Annotated in this window: 17 protein-coding genes and 1 tRNA gene; 12 read left to right on the top strand and 6 right to left on the bottom strand. The window is 69.6% G+C overall.

Translation table 11 applies throughout. The features are described from left to right. Window positions 1–382: 382 nt before the first annotated feature. The 3 genes from AC6CCG_RS10795 to AC6CCG_RS10785 form a co-directional block, all read right to left on the bottom strand. Complete coding sequence (locus AC6CCG_RS10795) at window positions 383–988, bottom strand: hypothetical protein (RefSeq protein WP_496654538.1); 606 nt, start codon at window positions 986–988, stop codon at window positions 383–385. Beyond that, complete coding sequence (locus AC6CCG_RS10790; RefSeq protein ID WP_496654537.1) at window positions 985–2,337, bottom strand: tyrosine-type recombinase/integrase; 1,353 nt, start codon at window positions 2,335–2,337, stop codon at window positions 985–987. Before AC6CCG_RS10790 ends, AC6CCG_RS10795 begins: the two co-directional genes overlap by 4 nt. Window positions 2,338–2,441: 104 nt before the next feature. Then, window positions 2,442–2,517 (bottom strand) — tRNA-Arg (locus AC6CCG_RS10785). A gap of 175 nt (window positions 2,518–2,692) precedes the next feature. Between AC6CCG_RS10785 and AC6CCG_RS10780 the strand changes: the two genes are divergently transcribed. The 8 genes from AC6CCG_RS10780 to AC6CCG_RS10745 all read left to right on the top strand — a co-directional run bounded on the left by AC6CCG_RS10780 (window position 2,693) and on the right by AC6CCG_RS10745 (window position 12,050). Continuing rightward, window positions 2,693–5,287: an esterase-like activity of phytase family protein gene (locus AC6CCG_RS10780; protein WP_496654536.1), complete on the top strand. Its 2,595-nt coding sequence runs from the start codon at window positions 2,693–2,695 to the stop codon at window positions 5,285–5,287. A gap of 155 nt (window positions 5,288–5,442) precedes the next feature. Next, window positions 5,443–6,351, top strand: coding sequence for a threonine ammonia-lyase (locus AC6CCG_RS10775; RefSeq protein WP_496654535.1), 909 nt, complete (start codon window positions 5,443–5,445; stop codon window positions 6,349–6,351). 134 nt (window positions 6,352–6,485) lie between these two features. Then, window positions 6,486–7,259 carry a phytanoyl-CoA dioxygenase family protein gene (locus tag AC6CCG_RS10770; RefSeq protein WP_496654534.1) on the top strand — a complete coding sequence of 258 codons (774 nt, stop codon included), beginning with the start codon at window positions 6,486–6,488 and terminating at the stop codon, window positions 7,257–7,259. Window positions 7,260–7,269: 10 nt separating this feature from the next. After that, window positions 7,270–8,181: a helix-turn-helix domain-containing protein gene (locus AC6CCG_RS10765; protein WP_496654533.1), complete on the top strand. Its 912-nt coding sequence runs from the start codon at window positions 7,270–7,272 to the stop codon at window positions 8,179–8,181. 83 nt (window positions 8,182–8,264) lie between these two features. Then, window positions 8,265–9,506 carry an ABC transporter substrate-binding protein gene (locus AC6CCG_RS10760; protein WP_496654532.1) on the top strand — a complete coding sequence of 414 codons (1,242 nt, stop codon included), beginning with the start codon at window positions 8,265–8,267 and terminating at the stop codon, window positions 9,504–9,506. Continuing rightward, window positions 9,506–10,429, top strand: a complete 924-nt coding sequence (locus AC6CCG_RS10755; protein WP_496654531.1) for a carbohydrate ABC transporter permease — start codon at window positions 9,506–9,508, stop codon at window positions 10,427–10,429. The genes AC6CCG_RS10760 and AC6CCG_RS10755 overlap by 1 nt, the downstream gene beginning before the upstream one ends. Before the next feature lie 2 nt (window positions 10,430–10,431). Then, window positions 10,432–11,310, top strand: a complete 879-nt coding sequence (locus tag AC6CCG_RS10750; RefSeq protein WP_496654530.1) for a carbohydrate ABC transporter permease — start codon at window positions 10,432–10,434, stop codon at window positions 11,308–11,310. Continuing rightward, a complete protein-coding gene (locus tag AC6CCG_RS10745; RefSeq protein ID WP_496654529.1) occupies window positions 11,307–12,050 on the top strand; it encodes an HAD family hydrolase in 744 nt (247 codons plus the stop codon). Before AC6CCG_RS10750 ends, AC6CCG_RS10745 begins: the two co-directional genes overlap by 4 nt. Here AC6CCG_RS10745 and AC6CCG_RS10740 read toward each other — a convergent pair. Then, complete coding sequence (locus AC6CCG_RS10740) at window positions 12,001–12,897, bottom strand: LysR family transcriptional regulator (protein ID WP_496654528.1); 897 nt, start codon at window positions 12,895–12,897, stop codon at window positions 12,001–12,003. The genes AC6CCG_RS10745 and AC6CCG_RS10740 overlap by 50 nt on opposite strands. A gap of 70 nt (window positions 12,898–12,967) precedes the next feature. Between AC6CCG_RS10740 and AC6CCG_RS10735 the strand changes: the two genes are divergently transcribed. Next, window positions 12,968–13,942, top strand: coding sequence for a nitrilase family protein (locus tag AC6CCG_RS10735; protein WP_496654527.1), 975 nt, complete (start codon window positions 12,968–12,970; stop codon window positions 13,940–13,942). Between the two features lie 25 nt (window positions 13,943–13,967). Here AC6CCG_RS10735 and AC6CCG_RS10730 read toward each other — a convergent pair whose 3' ends face one another. After that, window positions 13,968–14,729, bottom strand: coding sequence for a GntR family transcriptional regulator (locus AC6CCG_RS10730; RefSeq protein WP_496654526.1), 762 nt, complete (start codon window positions 14,727–14,729; stop codon window positions 13,968–13,970). A 335-nt stretch (window positions 14,730–15,064) separates the two neighbouring features. On the opposite strand from AC6CCG_RS10730, the gene AC6CCG_RS10725 reads away from it, so the two are divergent. Further along, window positions 15,065–16,948: a phosphoenolpyruvate carboxykinase (GTP) gene (locus AC6CCG_RS10725; protein WP_496654525.1), complete on the top strand. Its 1,884-nt coding sequence runs from the start codon at window positions 15,065–15,067 to the stop codon at window positions 16,946–16,948. Between the two features lie 51 nt (window positions 16,949–16,999). Here the strand turns inward: AC6CCG_RS10725 and AC6CCG_RS10720 are convergent, their stop codons facing one another. After that, window positions 17,000–17,896: an LLM class flavin-dependent oxidoreductase gene (locus AC6CCG_RS10720; protein ID WP_496654524.1), complete on the bottom strand. Its 897-nt coding sequence runs from the start codon at window positions 17,894–17,896 to the stop codon at window positions 17,000–17,002. A gap of 124 nt (window positions 17,897–18,020) precedes the next feature. Here AC6CCG_RS10720 and AC6CCG_RS10715 point away from each other — a divergent pair, with 124 nt between their 5' ends. Together AC6CCG_RS10715 and AC6CCG_RS10710 are read left to right on the top strand one after the other, a co-directional pair. Next, window positions 18,021–19,124, top strand: coding sequence for a glycoside hydrolase family 183 protein (locus tag AC6CCG_RS10715; RefSeq protein WP_496654523.1), 1,104 nt, complete (start codon window positions 18,021–18,023; stop codon window positions 19,122–19,124). Between the two features lie 63 nt (window positions 19,125–19,187). Beyond that, window positions 19,188–20,213 carry a DMT family transporter gene (locus tag AC6CCG_RS10710; protein ID WP_496654522.1) on the top strand — a complete coding sequence of 342 codons (1,026 nt, stop codon included), beginning with the start codon at window positions 19,188–19,190 and terminating at the stop codon, window positions 20,211–20,213. The last annotated feature ends 4 nt before the right edge of the window (window positions 20,214–20,217 follow it).

Raw genomic sequence — 20,217 nt, 5'->3', positions numbered from 1 at the left:
AGATCGTTACTTGGAGCGGCCCCTCTTCGGACCAGTACTCGGAACCCTACTCGGTGAGTCGAGGGCGCCGCCTGCAGACCAAGGCGCCCGCTTCACTCCACCCGTGAACCACTCCGCTCCGACCTCCGTTCGCACCCAATATGACCTCACCCGGCCGCCGGATGCGCCGAGACATGGCAGAAGTTGCGCCAGCCGCAGGATTCGAGCGTGGCTCGATGGATCGACCTGGATGGGGTGTCGACCCGCCTGGTGAATCGAGGCTGTGTGGTTCAGGCTGTTAGACTCGGTGTGTGAGCCCGCCTCCTGATGGGGGGTGGGAAGCCGTGAGGTCGGAACCCCCGCCGGAATGACGGGACCCGGCCTTCGCGCATTTCTGGACAGGTTAGCTGGCGTCGACGTAGATTTCGGTCAGCCGCGGTCGGACTAGCCCGATCCACTCGTTCGCACCTCCACGGCCCGCCGCGACGATGCCGGCAAGGATGTCGGAGACCCAGAGCATCGGCTCTTCCACTGGTCGGGCAGGCTCGACACGGATCCGCTTGCTGATCGATCCTTGACCACGGAGAGCCTCGACAAGGTGGAGATCTCGCTGGTTCAGACGCTCCGTGCGGGCCTCGATCCACACCTGGCCGACGTCGAACTGGTCCAGTTCGTGAAGTAGCCGCTGAAGGCACTTCCGGCGCGCTCGTTCCTGCCGCGTCCGCTGCAGCGGCGATCCGACGATGACGATGGACGCAAGATCGAACCCAGCAACTGCTGTCGCCAGGACGCCGCGGCGGCGCTGGTCCTCGGTGTGCCAGTGAAGGCGTGACTGGCGCCCGATCCGCAGTGATCGAAGCCTCTCTCGGAACGGCTCGCATCCCTCAGGGTCACCGAGAACCGCTGCCAGGATGTAGTCACCTCCGCCAGCAGCTTCTCGGATTGATTCGTCGACCCAAGCGTTCAGACCCGCCGCTTCGATTGAGGCGGAGGTGTTGCGGGTGTTCACTCCTTGCTGCTCAGGCGTCTTGCAGACAGCGGCAGGGACATCTTGGTGGCCAGCACATCGGCGGCCTTCTTGTCCGCCGCCGTGCTCCAGGCCGTATAGACCTTCAGCGTGGTACTGCCGCCGTCGCCATGGCCCAGGCGCCCAGAGACCGTGCGCAGGTCAACTCCCGAGGTGAGCAGTTCGGTGGCGTTGTAGTGCCGCATCGCGTGGGGGTGACTGTCGATGCCGAGTTTGGCGCACATTCTGGCGTAGCGGTGGGTTACAGCGTCCGGATTGCGCGGCGCGGAATGGTCTGGCTTGGCAGAGAAGACGTACGCCTCCGGGTTGATCGTCATCGCCGCGTCGGCGGGTACGCCCTGCAGGAACCTCATCTCTTGTTCGAACCGCTCTCGGTGAGCGGTCAACAGCTCTACGGTCAGGCTGTCGAGGCCAAGGCGCCTATTCTGATGGGTTTTGGTCTGCTTGAGCGACTTCTTGCCCGCACGATGGGTAAAACCGCGCCGATACTCAACGACGCCGTTGTGCAGGTCAAGATCACGCCACTGAAGAGCCACGATCTCGCCGCGGCGCGGCGCCGTGATCATGAGGAGCCAGACGAGTGTGCCCCATTCCAGATCGCCTCGCTCCCAGGCAGCGTTCACGATTCGGGCCGCGTCTGCCGCCGATGGCGGTTCAGGGTTGGGCGTCGGACGGCGGGGAGCTTCGGCGCCCTCCATCGGATTCCAGGGGACCCATTTCCAACGTACGGCGGCCGTCATAGCGCCCGACAGGATCCAGTGCAGTTGCCGCATGGTCGACTGCGCCATCGGCAAGCACACATGGGGCTTGCACTCGATGACCTCGCAGCCCCTCTCTTCGCAGTCGTGGGTCTCGCCAACCTTGGGTCGGCCGGGCCGGCGATGGTGTCGGACGGTGCGGCACTCGTGCGGGAGGTGTGTTCGGTGATCAACTTCGATCTTGCCCCCGCAGCGGCGACGACACTTCCGCAGCTCGGCATAGAACCGTTCGAGGACGAGCGAGTCAACCTTCGCGATCTGCACGTCGCCCAGCGCCGGCTTGATCACTGTGGCGGAGAGGTTCCGATAGCCATCGATCGTGGTCTCTTCGGCGTCGTGTACCTCGAGCCAGGAGTCCAGCAGGTGGCCCAGCGATGCCTTGGTCGGCGTCGATCGCTGCTGGTCAACGGCGGCGAGCAGCTTGGTCTTGATCTTCTCGACCTCGGCCGCGTCGGTCGTCGACTCGGAGAGGTAGCGGTCCTCACCTGTGAGGGGATCGACACCGGCATAGACCCGGATCTGGTGAGAATTGCCCCGCTTCCTGACGGAGGCTCGTACGCGTTCTCGCACCATGATTCGGAGTCTAACCATGGACACTGACATGGACAGGGCGAGCAGAGCCTCGCGGTGTTCGATTACCGGTGATGTTCCCGGCCCTGGTCAAGCCCTGTTTTGTGTGGCGCGCCCGGCAGGATTCGAACCTGCAACCTTCTGATCCGTAGTCAGATGCTCTATCCGTTGAGCCACGGGCGCTCGATCGTCGCGTACGACGGCCGACGCCTGAGTTTAGCGTCGGGGAGGCCGGGGCTCAAACCCGTTGCCGCTCGGCAACGTGGCGGCCACCTCCCGGACACCTGGCGGTACGGTCCGGCTGCGATGCTCGGCCGGCGCAGGGGGCGCAGGTGAGATCGCAGGGGGATCGTCGTCGATGAAGCATCGCACGTTGTCCGGAAAGCTCGCGGCCGGATGGCTGGTGGTGGCCCTCGCGGCCGCCGGTACGGCCGCGCCGGAGATCGCATCGGCCGCGGGTGAGGTGTCGTTCCAGCGGACGGCGACCTACCCGGTCTACCTCAACAACGGTGACGATCCGTCGGTCGAGACCGTCGCCGAGATCTCGGCGGTCAGCGAGGACGAGAACACGCTGATCTACACCGACGCGGTGGCGCGGCAGATCGGGTTCCTCGACATCACCGATCCGCACGCACCGCAGGGGCTCGGCACGTTGTCGCTGACCGAGCTCGGCGACGCGGAGGACGAGCCGACGTCGGTCGCCGTGGTCGGGGAGTACGTCCTCGTGGTGGTCAACACCAGCCCCTCCTTCACCGAGCCGTCCGGCCGGCTGGACGTGATCAGGATCGCCGACCGGTCCCGGGTCCGCAGCATCGAGTTGCCGGGGCAGCCGGACTCGATCGCGATCGCGCCGGACGGGTCGACGGCGGCCATCGCGATCGAGAACGAGCGGGACGAGGAGGCCGGTGACGGCGGGCTGCCGCAGCAGCCCGGCGGCATGATCAGCTTCCTGCGCCTCGCCCCGACCGGGCCGGCCCGCTGGTCGCTGCGGACGGTCGAGTTCGCCGATCAGCTCGCCGGCGTCCCGGGCCTCAACACCCCGCAGGATCCGGAGCCGGAGTACGTCGCGTACGCGCCCGACTCGGGCACGGTGGCCCTGACACTCCAGGAGAACAACGGGATCGCGCTGTTCGATCCCCGCCGCGGGAAGTTGATCAAGGCCTTCACCGCCGGCACAGTGACGATCTCCGGGGTCGACACCGAGGAAGATGATCAGATCGATCCGACCGGAACGATCACCGACGTCCCGCGGGAGCCGGACGCGATCGCCTGGGTCGATGATCATCATGTCGCCACGGCCAACGAGGGCGACTGGAAGGGCGGCAGCCGCGGCTGGACGATCTTCGACACCCGAACCGGCCGGCCGGTCTGGGACGCCGGCAACAGCTACGAGCAGCTGGCGATCGCGAACGGGCTCTACCCGGAGGACCGGTCGGAGAACAAGGGCACCGAGCCGGAGGGGCTCGCGGTCGCGGAGTTCGACGGGACGCGGTACGGGTTCGTCGCCGCGGAGCGGGCCAACTTCGTTGCCGTGTACGACCTCGCCGACCCGGCCGCGCCGAGGTATCTGCAGACGCTGCCGACCACCAACGGGCCGGAGGGCATCCTGCCGATCCCGGGCCGGGGTCTGCTCGCGGTGTCCAGCGAGACCGACGACCCGGAGGCACGGGTCCGCGCCGGCGTCAACCTTTTCCAGCTGGGCCAGCGCAAGCCGGCCTTCCCGACCATCCATTCGACCGGCGACCGGCCGATCCCGTGGGGTGCCCTCGGCGCGCTGAGCCGCGACGTGGACGACCCGGGCCGGCTCTACACGGTGACCGACGCCGCGTACCGGCCGACCCGGATCCTCGGCATCGACGCGACCGCGACGCCGGCGGTGATCGACTCCGCGCTGGTGATCACCAAGGACGGGCAGCCCTACCCGGTCGACGCCGAGGGCATCGCGCAGCGTCCGGACGGCAGCTTCTGGATCGCGGCCGAGGGCGGGACCGGACCCGAGAACGCGTTGATCAAGGTCGCCGCCGACGGCGCCGTCCAGGAAGAGATCCGGCTGCCGGAGGACGTGGCGGCGAAGGTCAAGAGCCAGGGCTTCGAGGGTGTCGCGGCACACGCGGTCGACGGTGTCGAGCAGGTGTACGTCGCGCTGCAGCGCCACTTGGACGGCGACCCGGAGGACACGGCTCGGATCGGGCGCTACACCCCGTCCACCGGGCAGTGGGCCTGGTTCGGCTATCCGCTGGAACGCACCAGCGCCGACGGTGACTGGATCGGGCTCAGCGAGTTGACCCTCGTCGATGATCATCGGCTGGCGCTGATCGAACGGGACAAGCTGAACGGGCCGGACGCGGCGATCAAGCGGGTCACCCTGATCACCGTTCCGGATCAGCCGGCCGCCACCGGCCTGACGACGCTCGCCAAGCAGACGGCCGTCGACGTCCTGCCGCTGCTGCGCGAGACCAACGGCTGGACGCAGGAAAAGCTCGAGGGGCTCGGCATCGCCGGCGACGGCCAGGTGTACGCGATCACCGACAACGACGGCGTCGACGACGCGACCGGGGAGACAGTGTTCCTGCGGCTCGGTGACTCCGAGAAGATCTTCGGTCCCGATCCCACCCCGTCCGCCACTCCGAACCCGTCCGGCAGTCCGACCCCGCCGGTCACCCCGACGCCATCGGGCACCGCCTCGAAATCCCCGACGCCCTCGGCCGGCCCGACCCCGCCGTCGGGTTCGCCGACTCCGGCCGAGCCGCCCGTCGCCACAGCGACGCCGAGCCCGGGCCGTACCGAGCCCTCGGACGACACCAGCGCTCCCCCGGCCGGCGGCAACCCGGGTGGCGACGGAGCGTTGCCGGAGACCGGCGCGTCGGCGCCATTGCCGCTGCTTTCGGCGACGGTGGCACTGCTCGGCGGCGGTGCGCTGATGATCATGGTCCGGCGACGGTCGGCCGGCTGAGCCATCCGTGCCCTGAGCTTGTCGAAGGGCCAGGTCCCCTGTGGCTCGGCCCTTCGACAGGGTCAGGGCACGGTTCCAGGGTCCCGGCGGGTTAGGGTTCGGCAATCGATCTTGATCTTGACCGGATCGCCCGCGCGGCGCGCGAGCTGGACCCGGTGTTCCGGAACACCCCGCAGTTCGTCGAAGAGCAGCTCGCGGCCGCGCTCGGCCGGCCGGTGTTGATCAAACTCGAGACCGCGAACCCGATCCGCAGCTTCAAGGGCCGCGGCGCGGACACGATGCTGGCAACCCTGCCAGCGGGTACGCCGGTCGTCTGCGCCTCGTCGGGCAACTTCGGCCAGGCCGTGGCGTACGCGGGCCGGAAGCGCGGCCTGCCGGTCGAGGTGTTCGTCCCGTACGAGCTCAATCCGGACAAGCGGCGCCGGATGGAGACGTTCGGCGCCCGGCTCACCCCGGCCGGAACGGGCAGTGCCGAGGCCCGGCTCGCCGCCGCCGAGCAGGCGGCCGCGCGGCCGGGCACGGTGTTCATCGAGGACGGCCGGCAGCCGGAGATCGCCGAAGGCGCCGGGACGATCGGGGTCGAGCTCTCCGACCAGGAGTTCGACACGATCGTGTTGCCGGTCGGCGACGGCGCGTTGATCACCGGCGTCGCTCGCTGGCTGAAGGAGCACCGGCCCGAGGTACGGGTGGTCGGCGTCTGCGCCACCGGCAGCCCGGCGATGATCCGCAGCGCCGAGGCCGGCGCTCCGGTGACGGTTCCCGCCGCAACGATCGCCGACGGGATCGCCGTCAGCCGCCCGATCGAGGAAGCCGTCACCCGGGTGCGCGCACTGGTCGACGAGTTCGTCCTGGTCGACGACGCCGCGTTGCTGGACGCCATGGAACTGATCCTGCACTGTGTCGGAATCCTGCCGGAGCCGGCCGGCGCGGCCGGCATCGCCGCGATCGCGGCGAGGAAGGTCGGCGGGGATCGGCCGGCCACGGTGATCACCGGCGCGAATCCGAGCCCGGCGGTCGCGGCGGCCGTCGCGACCCGGCTGAGCACGGTCGGCAACGGCCCCTGAGCCCTTCGACAGGCTCAGGGCACGAGGCCCGAGGGTGTCCGTCTCGCGAACATCAGCGTCCGGCCCGAGTCTTCCCCGGCGGAGTCCCCGGTTCCTACATTGGTGGTCGTACGAACCCCTGACGAGGAGCCTCGATGACGACCCTGACCACTCCCACCCGCGATCTTGATCAACTGGCGGCCGACCACGCCCGGGACGGCTTCGTCCTGGTCAAGGGCCTGCTGAGCAAGGAGGAAGCGGCCGACTACCGGGCCCGGAGCCACGAGCTGATCGAACGGCTGAACCGGAACGACGATCCCACCTGGGCCTCGGCGGCCGACGTCGCGATGGGCCAGGCGACCAGCCTGCGCCACGTCCACGACGCCCAGTTCTACGACGCCGCGTTCGGACGGCTGTTGCTCGACCCTCGGTTCACCGAGGTCGCCGGCGCGGTGCTCGGCACGCCGAACGTCCAACTGCACCACACCAAGCTGTTCATCAAGCCGCCGGAGAACGGCTCGCCGTTCCCGCTGCACCAAGATCATCCGTTCTTCCCGCACAAGTACCACCGGGTCGGCGCGGCGATCTTCCATTTCGATGACGCCCCGGACGAGAAGGGCTGCGTCCGGGTCATCCCGGGCAGCCATACGTCCGGCCCGCGCGAGCACAGCGCGGAGGGCAGCTTCCACCTGACCGACGTGCCGTTCAGCGACGCGGTGCCGCAGCCGGCCGAGGCCGGCGACGTGCTGTTCTTCAGCTACCTGACGGTGCACGGCTCCGGCATCAACACCTCCGACGAGGCCCGGACGACCTGGCTGATCCAGTACCGGGATCCGGCCGATCCGCCGCTCACCGACCAGCACTCCGGCTCGCTCGGCCAGGGCATGATCTTGGCCGGGGTCGACCCGACCAACCGCAATCCGCAATGATCAGTTCCCGATGAGTCTCGACGACGTCGCCGGTTCGAGCAGCTTCGTGCGCCTGCACGGGCTGCTCGACCGGTGCGTCGTCGACACCTACGCCAGCGACTTCGTCAGCTGGGGCTTCTACGAGCCACGCTACTGGCGCAACTACGCCCACACGCATTCGTACTACGAGGTGTGCCTGACCTACGCGGGCCGCGGCACCTTCACCATCGACGGAGACCTTCACCAGGTCGAGACCGGTTCCGTCTTCATCGCGCGGCCGGGCCAGGTGCACGAGATCATCTCGAACCGTCGCGACCCGCTCGGCATCGCCTTCTGGGGTTTCACGCTCGCGCCCGGCCGGGGCTCGGCCCCGTCGCGACCCGGCTGGTGGCGCGGTCTGCTCGATCCCAACCAGCCGGTGCTGTCGTACCGGCTCGGCCGGCTCCCCGCGACGGTCAGAGCCCTGGCCGACGAGGCCGACCAGCCCCGGTCGGGCCAGGCCGGAATGCTCACCGGCCTCGGCGCGGCCCTCGTGATCGAGACCGCGCGGGCCTTCGCCGACGAAGACGATCTTGCGTTGGCGACCCGGCCGGTGGACCGGCGATCGGTCACCGTCGCGGCCATGGAGCGTTATCTGCTGGACAATCTGGCCCGGCCGCTGCTGGTCCGCGACGTCGCGGCCGTCGTCCACCTGTCCGAGCGGCACGCCGAGCGGCTCTTCCAGACCCAGACCGGGGAATCGCTGATGGCGGCCCTGCGCCGGCTCCGCCTGGAGCGGGCCGCCCGGCTGCTGCTGGAGTCGACCGACCCGGTCACCGAGGTCGCCCGCCGCTGCGGCTACCCGGAGGTGCGGCCGTTCAGCACCGCCTTCCGCCGCCGGTACGGGCAGCCGCCGACGCGGTTCCGGCAGACCGGCGGGACCTTCCATCTGCAGTCCCGTTGACTCTGGACTAGACCAGGCCTACGATCTCCGTACCCGAGTGCGGCCACGGCCGCGCGTCGAGCCGACCGGGAACGGAGTTGATCATGATCAGCAGGCGAGTGCTGCTCGCGGCCGCCGGCGCCGGAGCGCTCGGCGCCTCACTTCCCTTGGCCGGCTGCGGTACGTCCTGGGACGACGCGGAGTCGATCAGCGTCTACAGCTGGCGCCAGGAGGACACCGACGGCTACACGAAGCTGTTCGCCGCCTTCTCCGAGGCAAATCCCGGCCTCGCCGTGAAGTTCGAGCCGTTCAACTCCACCGACTACGACCAGATCCTCGCCACGGCGATGAAGACGGGCGACACCCTGGACGTGATCCAGCTCCGGCCCTACGCAGCCGGCCGCGAGATCATCGACGGCGGCTCGCTCGCCGCACTGGATGATCTTCCCGGACTGTCCGGCTTCAGCAAGGCCGATCTCGCCGCGGTCAGTGGCTCCGACGGCAAGGTGTACGGGGTGCCGCTCGCTCTCAACGCCCTGATCACGCTCTACAACGTCGACCTGTTCGCCGACCATGATCTTGACGAGCCGAAGACCTGGCCCGAGTTCCTGGACGCCTGCCAGAAGCTGAAGTCAGCCGGGATCGTGCCGATCGCCCAATCCGGCAAGGCCGCCTATCTGTTGTCCATCCTGCACGCCGCGGTCTCCTCGTCCGTGCTCAGCGATGCGTTCGTCGAGTCGGCGCGGGCCGGCACCGCGGACTTCACCGGGCCCGAGTTCCGCCAGTCGGTGCAGCGGGTGCTCGACCTCGAGCCGTACCTGCCGGACAGCTTCATCGGCATGGCCGACGACGAGGCCCGGGCCATGTTCGCCCAGGGCGAGGCCGCGATGTACATCAACGGCGACTACCGGATCAAGCCCCTGCAGGAGCTCAACGCCGACCTCAGGATCGGCTTCCTGCCCAGCCTGCCCGACAGCGGCGCCGGTTCCCGCTTGTGCACGTTCGTCGACGGTGCGTACGCGGTGATGGCCGACTCGAAGCATCTCGACGACGCCCGCACTCTGCTGGCCTACCTGGCCTCGCCGGCGTTCGGGACCGCGTTCGGTCAGGAGTTCTCCCGGCTCAGCCCGGTGCCGGGCTTCCAGCCCGAGGACGACCTGCACGTACGGCTCGCCGAGGCGATCAAGACCTCCGCGGCACCGAACCTGCTGATCGAGATCGGCGGCGGCCAGCCCGACGTCAAGGCCGAGTTCGAGAACGCCCTGCAGGGGGTGCTGGGCGGCCAGCTGACCGCCGACGAACTGTTCACCAAGACCCAGGACGCCTACCGCGGCTCGAGGTCCTGATGGCGAAGGCGACCCACCGGCGGGGTCGCGGCGGCCCGGCCCGGGTCACTCCCCTGGTCCATCTGTTCGCCCTGCCCGCACTCGCGGTCTACGGACTGTTCGTGCTCTACCCGATCCTGACCACGCTGCTGAACAGCTTCTTCGCCTTCCGTGGTCTGCAGCGCGGCGCCTGGGTCGGCCTGGACAACTTCGCCACCCTGTTCACCACAGCGCCGCTGAACGAGCGAGTGATCAACGCGGTCGGCAACAACCTGATCATGTTCGCCGGCTCCATGATCATCACGTTCGCCGCCTTCGTCGTCGCTGCCCTGCTGCATCAGCTGACCGTCGGCCGCGAGTTCTTCAAGGCGGCATTCTTCCTGCCCCGGCTGCTGTCGCTGATCGTCGTCGGCTTCCTCTGGCAGTTGATCTTGAGCCCGCGGTCCGGTGCCCTGAACGCCTTCCTCGGCGCGATCGGGCTGCCCGGCCACGCCTGGCTCGGCACGCCGGACTCGGCGCTGGCCTCGGTGATCGCCGTCGGCGCCTGGCACAGCATCGGGTTCTCGATCCTGGTCTTCCTGGCCGCCATCCAGGCCATCCCGGCCAACCTGTTCGAGGCCGCCCGCCTGGACGGCGCCGGCGTGGTCCGCACCCTGTTCTCGATCACGCTGCCGCTGACCCGGTCGGCCTGGATGATCCTCACCGTGCTGGCGTTCATCGGGGCGTTCGAGACGTTCGACCTGGTGTACGCGATGCAGGGAGTCACCGGCGCGCCGTACTACGGCACCGACACGCTCGGCCTGTTGTTCTACCGACTCGCGTTCGGCGGCGAGGGCGGCACGGCCGCGGTCGGTCTCGGGTCGGCACTCGCCCTGTCCATGTTGCTGGTGATGTCGGCCGCCGCCGTGCTGACCCTGCGCCTGTTCCGGCCGGCCAAGGACTGATCGTGACGACCACCCTGACCCCGCCCCGCACCGGCCCCGTCGTGCCGGCGACCCGCCGACGGCGCCCGGCCGAGCTGGGCCGGCTCGCCGGCTACGCGTTCCTGATCGTCTTCGCCGCCGTCCAGTTGGCGCCGGTCCTGCTGATGATCGTCAACTCGGTCAAGTCGGACCTGGAGGTGCTGAACAACCCGGTCGGCTGGCCGGCGGAGTTCCGCTTCGCCAACTACGCCGAGATCTGGGACCGGGCGAACTTCGGCCGCTACCTGGGCAATTCCGTCGTCGTCACGCTGATCACGGTGGCCACGCTGCTGGTGATCGCGTCGATGGTCGCGTTCTACCTGGCCCGGTTCGACTTCCGCTGGAACCGGGCCCTGCTGGTGCTGTTCCTGCTCGGCCTGATGGTGCCGCTACGGCTGGCGGTGATCCCGATCTTCGGCCTGATGAAGGATCTCGGGTTGCTGGACTCGCTGACCGGCCTGATCCTGATCCAGGTCGCCGAACGGCTCTCGTTCGCGATCTTCGTCCTGTACGGGTTCGCGCTCTCGGTGCCGCGGGAGATCGAGGAGGCGGCTCTGGTCGACGGCGCCGGCTGGGGCAGCATCTTCCTCCGGATCTTCCTGCCGCTGATGCGGCCGGCCCTGGGCACGGTGGCGATCGTCTCCTCGGTCAGCGTCTGGAACGAGTTCTTCTTCCCCCTGGTCCTGATCCGCAGCGAGGAGCACCGGACGTTGCCCCTCGGTCTTGCCACGGTCATGGCCGAGTTCCGTACCGAATGGGCCTTGTTGTTCGCGGGCCTGACGATCGCCGTGATCCCGGTGGTCGTGATCTTCGTCCTGATGGCCCGACAGTTCATCGACGGCATGACCGAGGGGACCCGTTGACCGCGCACCGACCGGACCGAGTGATCAGCTTCGACCTGGACGGGACCTTGATCAACGGTCCGTTCGCCCGGGTGCTGACCGACCTCGGGGACGAGCTGGACCGCCGCCACGCCACGGCCGGAGCGAAGCGGGAGATCCTCCGCCGGCACGAGCAGTTGCTCGCCACCGATCTGCTCGGGGCCTACGACTGGCAGGCGATCGTCGACGGCTACATCGGCGAACTGGATGTCGCGGCGCCGTTCGACCTGCTGGAGCGGCTGGAGCGGTACGCGACCGACGGCTCGACCCGGATCCTGCACGACGACACGATCGCCCTGCTCGGCACGCTGCGCGACCAGGGTTGGCGGGTGATCATCCTGACCAACGGCTGGCGCCGCTACCAGGAACCGATCCTGCGGCACAGCGGCCTGCTCGCTGCCGTCGACCTGATCATCACCAGCGACGACGTCGGCCGGGCCAAGCCCGCGGCGATCACGTTCGCCGCGGCCCGCGGCGAGGCGAGGACCTACGTCCACGTCGGCGACCGGATCGATCACGACGTGATCGGCGGCAAGGCGGCCGGCGCCCGGACCGTGCTGCTGCGGACCGACGTCCCGGCCGATCCGGACGCGTTCGACGACTACCTGGTCGCGCGGGCGGTGGCGGACGGAGCCCCGAGTTCCGACCTCGCCGCGATCACGCCGGATCTGATCACGGCTCGGCTGGCCGACCTGGTGTCCTGGATCGACCCTCGTCGTTGATCAACTCGACGAAGCGCAGGGCCGGCGCGTGGTCCGGTCGCCACAGCACGGCCACGCGCCAGGCGGCCGCCGGGTCCATGATCGGGAACAACCGGACCCCGTCGGGCGCGATGCCGCGACCGCTCGCCGGGACCAACGCCGCGCCGACCCCGGCCGCGACCAGGGCCAGCACGGTCTGCAGATCGTCCGCCTCCTGAATCACGCTCAGGCCGAGACCCCACCCGAGCCCGAGCCGTTCGATCTGCCCGGCCAGGCCGGGGCCACGGTCGGGCGTCAGGCCCACCAACGGGCGTCCGGCCAGCCAGTCCCGCGGCTCGGAACGGTCCGGTGGGTCGGCGTCGGGGCCGATCGCGATGGCGAGCCGGTCCGTGCCGACGATCCGGTACGGCCGCGGCACCGACGCGTCCAGCCGGACGAAGCCGACCTGCAGCCGATCATCGCGGAGCCGTTCCCGTTGCACCGTCGACGGAAGGTCGTCCAGCCTGACCTCGACCTCGGGATACCGCCGCCGGAACGCGGCGACGACCCGGGGCGCGAACTCGATGCTGGACAGCCCGAACCCGATCGCGAGCCGGCCCAGCTCGCCCCGCGCCAACCGTTCCGCGCGACGGCTGAAGGCGTCCGCCCGGAGCACCAGGTCACGCGCCTCCGGCAGCAGAGCATGCCCGAACTCGGTCAGCCCGGCCCCGTGCCGGCCGCGCCGGAAGAGCGTCCCGCCGACCTGGCGTTCCAGGCTCTGCAGCTGCTTGGTCAGCGCCGGTTGGCTGATCATCAGCCGCTGCGCCGCGACCCCGATCGCGCCGACCTCCGCCACGGCCAGGAACGCGCGGAGCAGCCGTACATCCATTCCGACAGGTTATGCGTGAGCGACGAGGATTCATTGGACAGCGGACTCGGATCCGCGGTCTGCTGGACGGGTGAACCTCCTGCGCACCGGGGCCGTCCAGTTCCAGGCCCGGCCCGACGACAAGGCCGGCAATCTCGCGTTGATCACCACCTACACCGAGCGGGCTGCCGCAACCGGAGTGCAACTGCTGGCGTTCCCGGAGATGTGCCTGGTCGGCTACTGGCACCTGCGGCGCCAGTCGCCGACCCGGCTGCGGGAGCTCGCCGAACCGCTCGACGGACCGTCGGTCGGCGCCGTTCGCGACCTCGCCGCGCGACACGGGATCGCCGTCGGCGTCGGCTTCCTGGAGGCGGCGGATGATCAGCTGTTCAACGCGTATGCGGTGTGCCTGCCCGACGGACAGGTGCACCGACACCGCAAGCTGCACGCCTTCGAGCACGAGGCGATCTCCAGCGGCGAGGACTTCACCGTCTTCGACACACCGTGGGGCGTCAAGGCCGGGATCCTGATCTGCTGGGACAACAATCTGGTCGAGAACGTCCGGGCCACGGCCCTGCTCGGCGCTTCCGTCCTGATCGCGCCGCACCAGACCGGCGGCACCCGATCCCGCAGCCCGTACGCCACGAAGCCGATTCCCCTGGAACTCTGGGAGAACCGGCGGACCGATCCGGACGCGATCGAAGCGGAGTTCCGCGGGCCGAACGGGCGCGCGTGGTTGTTGCGCTGGTTGCCGGCCCGGGCCCATGACAACGGGCTCTTCGTGATCTTCAGCAACGGAGTCGGCCGCGACGACGACGAGGTGCGGACCGGCAACGCCATGATCATCGACCCGTACGGCCGGATCATCGCCGAGACGTGGGCCGCCCGGGACGAGCTGGTGACCGCTGATCTTGATCTCGACCTGCTGCCGTTGAGCACCGGCCGCCGTTGGCTGAAGGGCCGGCGCCCGGAGCTGTACGGCGTGCTGACCCGCAGGTTCGGTGACGAACGGGATCCGCGGACCGCCCGGTTCTCCGAGGAGCCGGTGCGCCTCGACCCGACATGATCACCGGGTCCCGCCGGACGGCGGGTCACGCCCCGAGATCGGTGTGCAGAACGACCTCGTAGCGGTCGGCCCGGTAGACCGAGCGGCCGGATTCGATCACCGCGCCGTCGCCGTCGTGGCTGACGCCCAGGATCTCGAACGCGGCGACGCCCGGCGGAACCTCCAGCAGCTCCGCGTCCGCCTCGTCGACGAGGCTCGCCCTGATCCGCTGCTCGTGCTTGGCGGCCCGGACACCCCAGCGTCGCTCCAGCACGCCGTGCAACGAACCATGATCGAGTTCCAGCCGTTCGATCCCGGGGAACCGTTCCACGGCGAGCTGGGACCGGATCACCGCCATCGGCACGTCGTCGGCGGTACGCAGCCGGACCAGGTCCAGATAGCGCGCACCGGGCTCGATGCCGAGGGCCGTCGCGATCGCCCGGCTCGCCTTCCGGACCCGGGAACTGATCTTGCGCCCGCCGGGGACCAGCCCGCGGGACTGCATGTCCTCGTCATAGGAGGCCAGGTGCCGGGTGTGCACGAAGCGCGGCTGGCTGGCGAACGTGCCGCGGCGCGGGATCCGCTCGGCCAGGCCCTGCTCGACCAGCTTGTCCACCGCTTCGCGCGCCGTCATCCGGGCGATCCCGAAGTGCTCGGCGATCATCCGTTCCGAGGGCAGTTCGGCACCCTGCGCGAGGTCGGCGACCAGGCGGCGCAGATGGGCGACGATCTGCTCACCGCGGGTGCCGTCGCCGTCCAGTCGGCGAGGCGTACGGGACAGGAGTTCGGCACCCGTCTGTTGCTTCACGATCCTCCTCGACCCGCGGCGGCGTCCGCCCATTATCCGCCGTCCACCCGCCTGGCCCGCCCGCGGCACGCCAGCCGAGGCCGGCCCCGAAACCGGCTGGCACGTTTCACTGGTCTGGTCGGGGCCGACGGAGTTGTACCGAGTGTCCTGGCTCACCATCCGAGATGGTGACCGGCGTCACGCAGTTCAGGCATCATCCCTGATCAGCAGGCTCTTGTCGTGAATGTGAGCAGCCTCACCCTGCAGTAGGCGCTTTCCGAATATAATACCAGTGGCATCAGTGGGCTATGGTCAGTCCACCGCCCCAACTGGTCTCTTTTGAAGGGATGCCGCCCGTGACCGCTACCCTCGATCCCGCCCGGATCGCGCCGCCCACCGCGCAGGCGCCGACCACCCATGCCGCGCTCCTCACCTGGGTCGCCGAGGTCGCCGAGCTGACCCGCCCCGACGCGATCCACTGGTGCGACGGTTCCGAGCTCGAGCGCGCCGAGCTGACCGACCTGCTGGTCGAGGCCGGCACCCTGACCCGGCTCGACCCGGTCGCCAAGCCGAACTCGTTCTACGCCCGCACCGACCCGGACGACGTCGCCCGGGTCGAGGACCGCACCTTCATCTGCAGCCGGGACGAGCGGGACGCCGGGCCGACCAACCACTGGATGGCCCCGGCCGAGATGAAGTCGATCATGACCGAGCTGTACCGCGGGTCGATGCGCGGCCGAACCCTCTACGTGATCCCGTTCTGCATGGGGCCGCTCGACCCTTCGACAGGCTCAGGGCACGATCCGCGGCCGATGTTCGGCGTGGAGCTGACCGACTCCGCGTACGTCGCCGTCAGCATGATGATCATGACCCGGGCCGGGGCGGACGTGCTGGCCGCGATGACCGCGAACGGCGACGCCGAGTTCGTACCCTGTCTGCACTCCGTCGGCGCACCGCTGGAGCCCGGCCAGGAGGACGTGCCGTGGCCCTGCAGCACCACGAAGTACATCAGCCATTTCCCCGAGGAGCGGGCGATCTGGTCCTACGGCTCCGGCTACGGCGGCAACTCGCTGCTCGGCAAGAAGTGTTACTCACTGCGGATCGCGAGCGCGATCGCCCGCGACGAGGGCTGGCTGGCCGAGCACATGTTGATCTTGAAGCTGACCTCGCCGGAGGGGCGTTCGTACACGATCGCCGCCGCGTTCCCGAGCGCCTGCGGCAAGACCAACCTGGCCATGATCAATCCGACCCTGCCCGGCTGGACGGCCGAGATGATCGGCGACGACATCGCCTGGATGCGGTACGGCGACGACGGCCGCCTCTACGCGGTCAACCCCGAGTTCGGGCTGTTCGGCGTCGCGCCGGGCACCGGCTGGAAGACCAACCCCAACGCCATGCGGGCGATCGAGCGCGGCAACGCGATCTTCACCAACCTGGCGCTCACCGATCACGGCGACGTCTGGTGGGAGGGCCTGACCGAGCAGCCGCCGGCCCACCTGACCGACTGGCGCGGCCGCAGCTGGACCCCCGAGAACGGGCCGGCCGGCGGTCAGACCGGCGAACCGGCGGCGCACCCGAACAGCCGGTACTGCTTCCCGATCGACCAGGTGCCGGTGCTGGCCGAGGAGTACCACAGCGCCCGCGGGGTGCAGATCGACGCGATCCTGTTCGGTGGCCGGCGCAAGGACACGGTGCCGCTGGTCAGCCAAGCCCGCGACTGGCAGCACGGCGTCTTCCTCGGCGCCACCCTGTCCAGTGAGACCACCGCGGCGGCGACCGGCGCGGTCGGTGTGGTGCGCCGTGATCCGATGGCGATGCTGCCGTTCCTCGGCTACCACGTCGGCGACTACTTCGCGCACTGGCTGGGGCTCGGCGACCGGCACCCGAACGCCCAGCTGCCGCCGGTGTTCTACGTGAACTGGTTCCGCCGGGACGCCGACGGCCGCTTCCTCTGGCCGGGCTTCGGCGAGAACGCCCGGGTGCTCAAGTGGATCGTCGAGCGGCTCGAGGGTCGCGCCGACGCGGACGAGACGCCGATCGGCTTCCTCCCGAGGCCGGACGCGATCGACCGCTCCGGGCTGGACCTGACCGAGGCCGCCGTGGCCGAGGCGGTGGCCTTCCGTCCCGAGGAATGGCGGGCCGAGCTGCCGCGGATCGAGGAGTGGTTCGCCAAGATCGGCGACCGGCTGCCAGCCGCTCTCCGTACCGAACTGGAGCGGTTGACCGACCGGCTCGACTGACCAGCGCCCTGAGCCTGTCGAAGGGCATCGCGGCTCGGTCCTTCGACAGGCTCAGGACACGGCGTCGAGCAGGCGCTTGGCCTCGGCCAGCCGCTCGACCGAGCGCGGCGTGCCGGGCCGCAGGCCGACGATCAGGTGGGCGACGCCGAGGTCCCGGTAGCCGCGCAGGGCGCCGGCCAGTTCCTCGACCGTGCCGTCGATGATCTTCGGGTTCGGCTCGCCGTCGTCGTGCTCGGAGTCGCGGACGGTGATGCCGACGGTCGTCGCCACGGCATCGGCCGGGCGGTCGGTGGCCTCGACGGCCCGCTGCAGACCGGCCAGCCGTTCGGCCACCTCGTCGTTCGGCGGCCCGAACCAGGCGGTGTTCCAGGCGTCCGCCCAGGTGGCGGTCAGGCCCAGCATCTTCGGCCGGCCGCCCGCGATCAGGAGCGGGATCCGGCGCTTCGGTGCCGGAACGAGGACGCCCTCGTTGGTGCTGTAGTACGTGCCGTCGAAGGTCACGGTCTCCTGGCGCAGCAGGCGAGCCACGATCTCCAGCCACTCGGCGAACCGGCTGAACCGGTGGTCGGTCGGCAGGCCGAACGCCTCGTACTCGGGATCGTGCCAGCCGGCGCCCACGCCGAGGATCAGCCGGCCCGACGAGATCTCGTCGATGGTCACGGCCATCTTCGCGGTCAGGCCGGGATCGCGGAACGAGGAGCACAGCACCAGGTTGCCGAGCTCGACCCGTTCGGTGACGGCCGCGACGGCGCTGAGCAGCGAGAGGGCTTCATGCATGCCGGACAGGTCACCGTCCGGCGACCGGTGCAGGAAGTGATCGGCCAGCCAGACCGAGTCCAGCCCGGTCCGCTCGACGGTCTGCGCCACCGTCCGTACGTCGGTCCAACTGGGCATCGTGCCGTCCGGCCCGTCGCTGCCGCCGAACGGCAGCATCACCCCGATCTTCATGTGCGCGCCTCTCCTCGACCTCGACTCCGGCACAAATCTACGGGCTCGACCCCTGGCGCCGACCGGCGGGCCCGGGTTAGCGTGTAATCGATTTCAACGGTGAATCGACCGGAAGGAACACACCATGCGGGCCTTCAATCCGAGGATCTCTCGTTCCACCCTGCTGCGGGGTACGGCAGGCGTCGTCGCCGGCGGAGCCCTCGCCGGACTGACCGCCGGGCCGGCCCAGGCCGAGCCGCTGGCGCTGACCGTGACCAAGGTGGCCGACCTGACCGGGCCGGGGCTGACCACCGAATGGGAAATGGAGGCGACCGACCTCGGCATACCGGTCCGGACGCCCGACGGCCGGAACCTGTTCGTCTTCGGCGACACCTTCGAGAAGACGATCGGAGACCCGAACTGGCGCTCGCCGGTCGGGCTCTACTCGACCACCACCGACCTGGCCGGCGGCGTGACCTGGTCCGGCGCGGTCGGCGGCGCCACGGCGCGGCAGTTCTGGGACTACCCGCACAACAATCCCGAGTTCTCCACCGTGCTGCCGTCCGACGTGATCACGATCGGCAACCGGATCTACCTGCACGCGATCGTCAACAAGGGCGGCATCGGCAACGTCGTCCGGAACGAGATCTGGTTCTCCGACGACAACGGCAACACCTGGCAGGACACCGGCGCTCGGATCCCGGCGAACTTCGCGGGTGGGCTGGCCCAGTTGGTCGGCTGGGGCCTCGGCAACGACGACTACGTCTACATCTGTTCGACCGGGTTCCAGCGGGACAAGCCGCTGATCCTGCACCGGGTACGGACAGCGAACATCGCCAACACCGCGGCCTGGGAGCCGTGGGGCTGGACCAGCGGCGGCGGTTGGCGCTGGGGCCAGCCGGCGACGCCGATCCTGGAGGGTAAGTTCGGCGAGATGTCGTTCCGGCCGCTCGGCGGGAAGTGGATCCTGACCTGGTTCAACGCCGGTGACTACCGGATGGACGGACTGATCGCCGACACCCCGACCTCCAACCTGTACGAGGCGAAGCGGGCCACCTTCCTGCACGGCACCAGCTGGGGCAATGAGGACGACACCCATGTGGCGCAGCTCTACGGCGGGTACGTGATCCCCGGCTCGACGCTGGACGACCTGCATCTCTCGGTCAGCCAGTGGAACACGACGCCAGGTGCCAACAACTGGCCGTATCGGGTGATGCAGTTCCGGGTGCAGGGCTTCGGCAGCTCCTGATCCGGCCGACCTGGATCTCGACGTCCCGGAATGCGGCGGTGCCGGCGGTGGTTGTATCGACACGTGCGTACGACAGTCGACCCCGGCCCGACGAGTTCGGGCACGCCGCCGATCCCGCAGCCGGTGACCTACTCACCGCTGGTCCGGGCCGCGACGATCCCGGCGCTGTTCGGCATCGGCGCGCTGGTCTCCATCCAGTCCAAGATCAACAGCGAACTGGCCCAGCAGCTCGGCACCGGCCTGCGGGCGGCGGCGCTGTCGGCGGTGATCAGCTTCGGCACCGGCCTGGTCCTGCTGTCGATCCTGGTCCTGGTGCATCCGTCCACCCGGCGCGGCGTGGCCCGGCTGTACCGCGGCATCGGGCACGGCGAGGTGCCGGTCTGGCTGGTCCTCGGCGGCCTGGCCGGCGGCCTCTTCGTCGCGTCGCAGGGCCTGTCCGTCGGCATCCTCGGGGTGGCCCTCTTCATCGTCGCGTACGTGGCCGGACAGTCGACCGCGGGACTCGTCGTCGACCACCACGGCCTCGGTCCGGGCGGCCGGCGGCCGGTCTCGCACGGCCGCATGATCGGCGCCGCGCTGGCTGTCGTGGCGGTCGCCCTGTCGGCGATCGGCAGCGGCGTCTCCACCGTGGCGGGGCTCGGACTGCTGATCGCCGTACTGCCGCTGGTGGCCGGCATGGGCACCAGCGTCCAGCAGGCGCTGAACGGCCGAGTCGCCCTCTACGCGGGTTCCTGGGCCACCACGTTCAACAACTTCGTCGTCGGCTTCATCGGCCTGGCGATCTACTTCGGCATCTCGCTGCTGGTGCCGGGAACGCTGCGCGGCCTGCCGCCGACCTGGTGGCTGTATCTCGGCGGGTCGCTCGGCATCGTCTTCATCTGGGCGTCGTCGATCCTGGTCCGGGTCCACGGCGTGCTGATCCTCGGCCTCGGCGCGATCTCCGGCCAGGTGGTCTCGGCGATCGTGATCGACCTGATCTCCGCGCCGGAGGAGCTGACCCTGTTCAGCTACCTCGCGGCCGCCGTGACCCTGATCGGGGTCGCGATCGCGACCCTGCTCCGGCCGCGGCGCACCGCGGTCCGGAGTTGATCAA

Source organism: Microlunatus sp. YIM B11417 (genome assembly GCF_059617205.1).
Note: the sequence above shows the minus strand (reverse complement) of the source record. Positions and strands in the feature narration are given on the sequence as shown.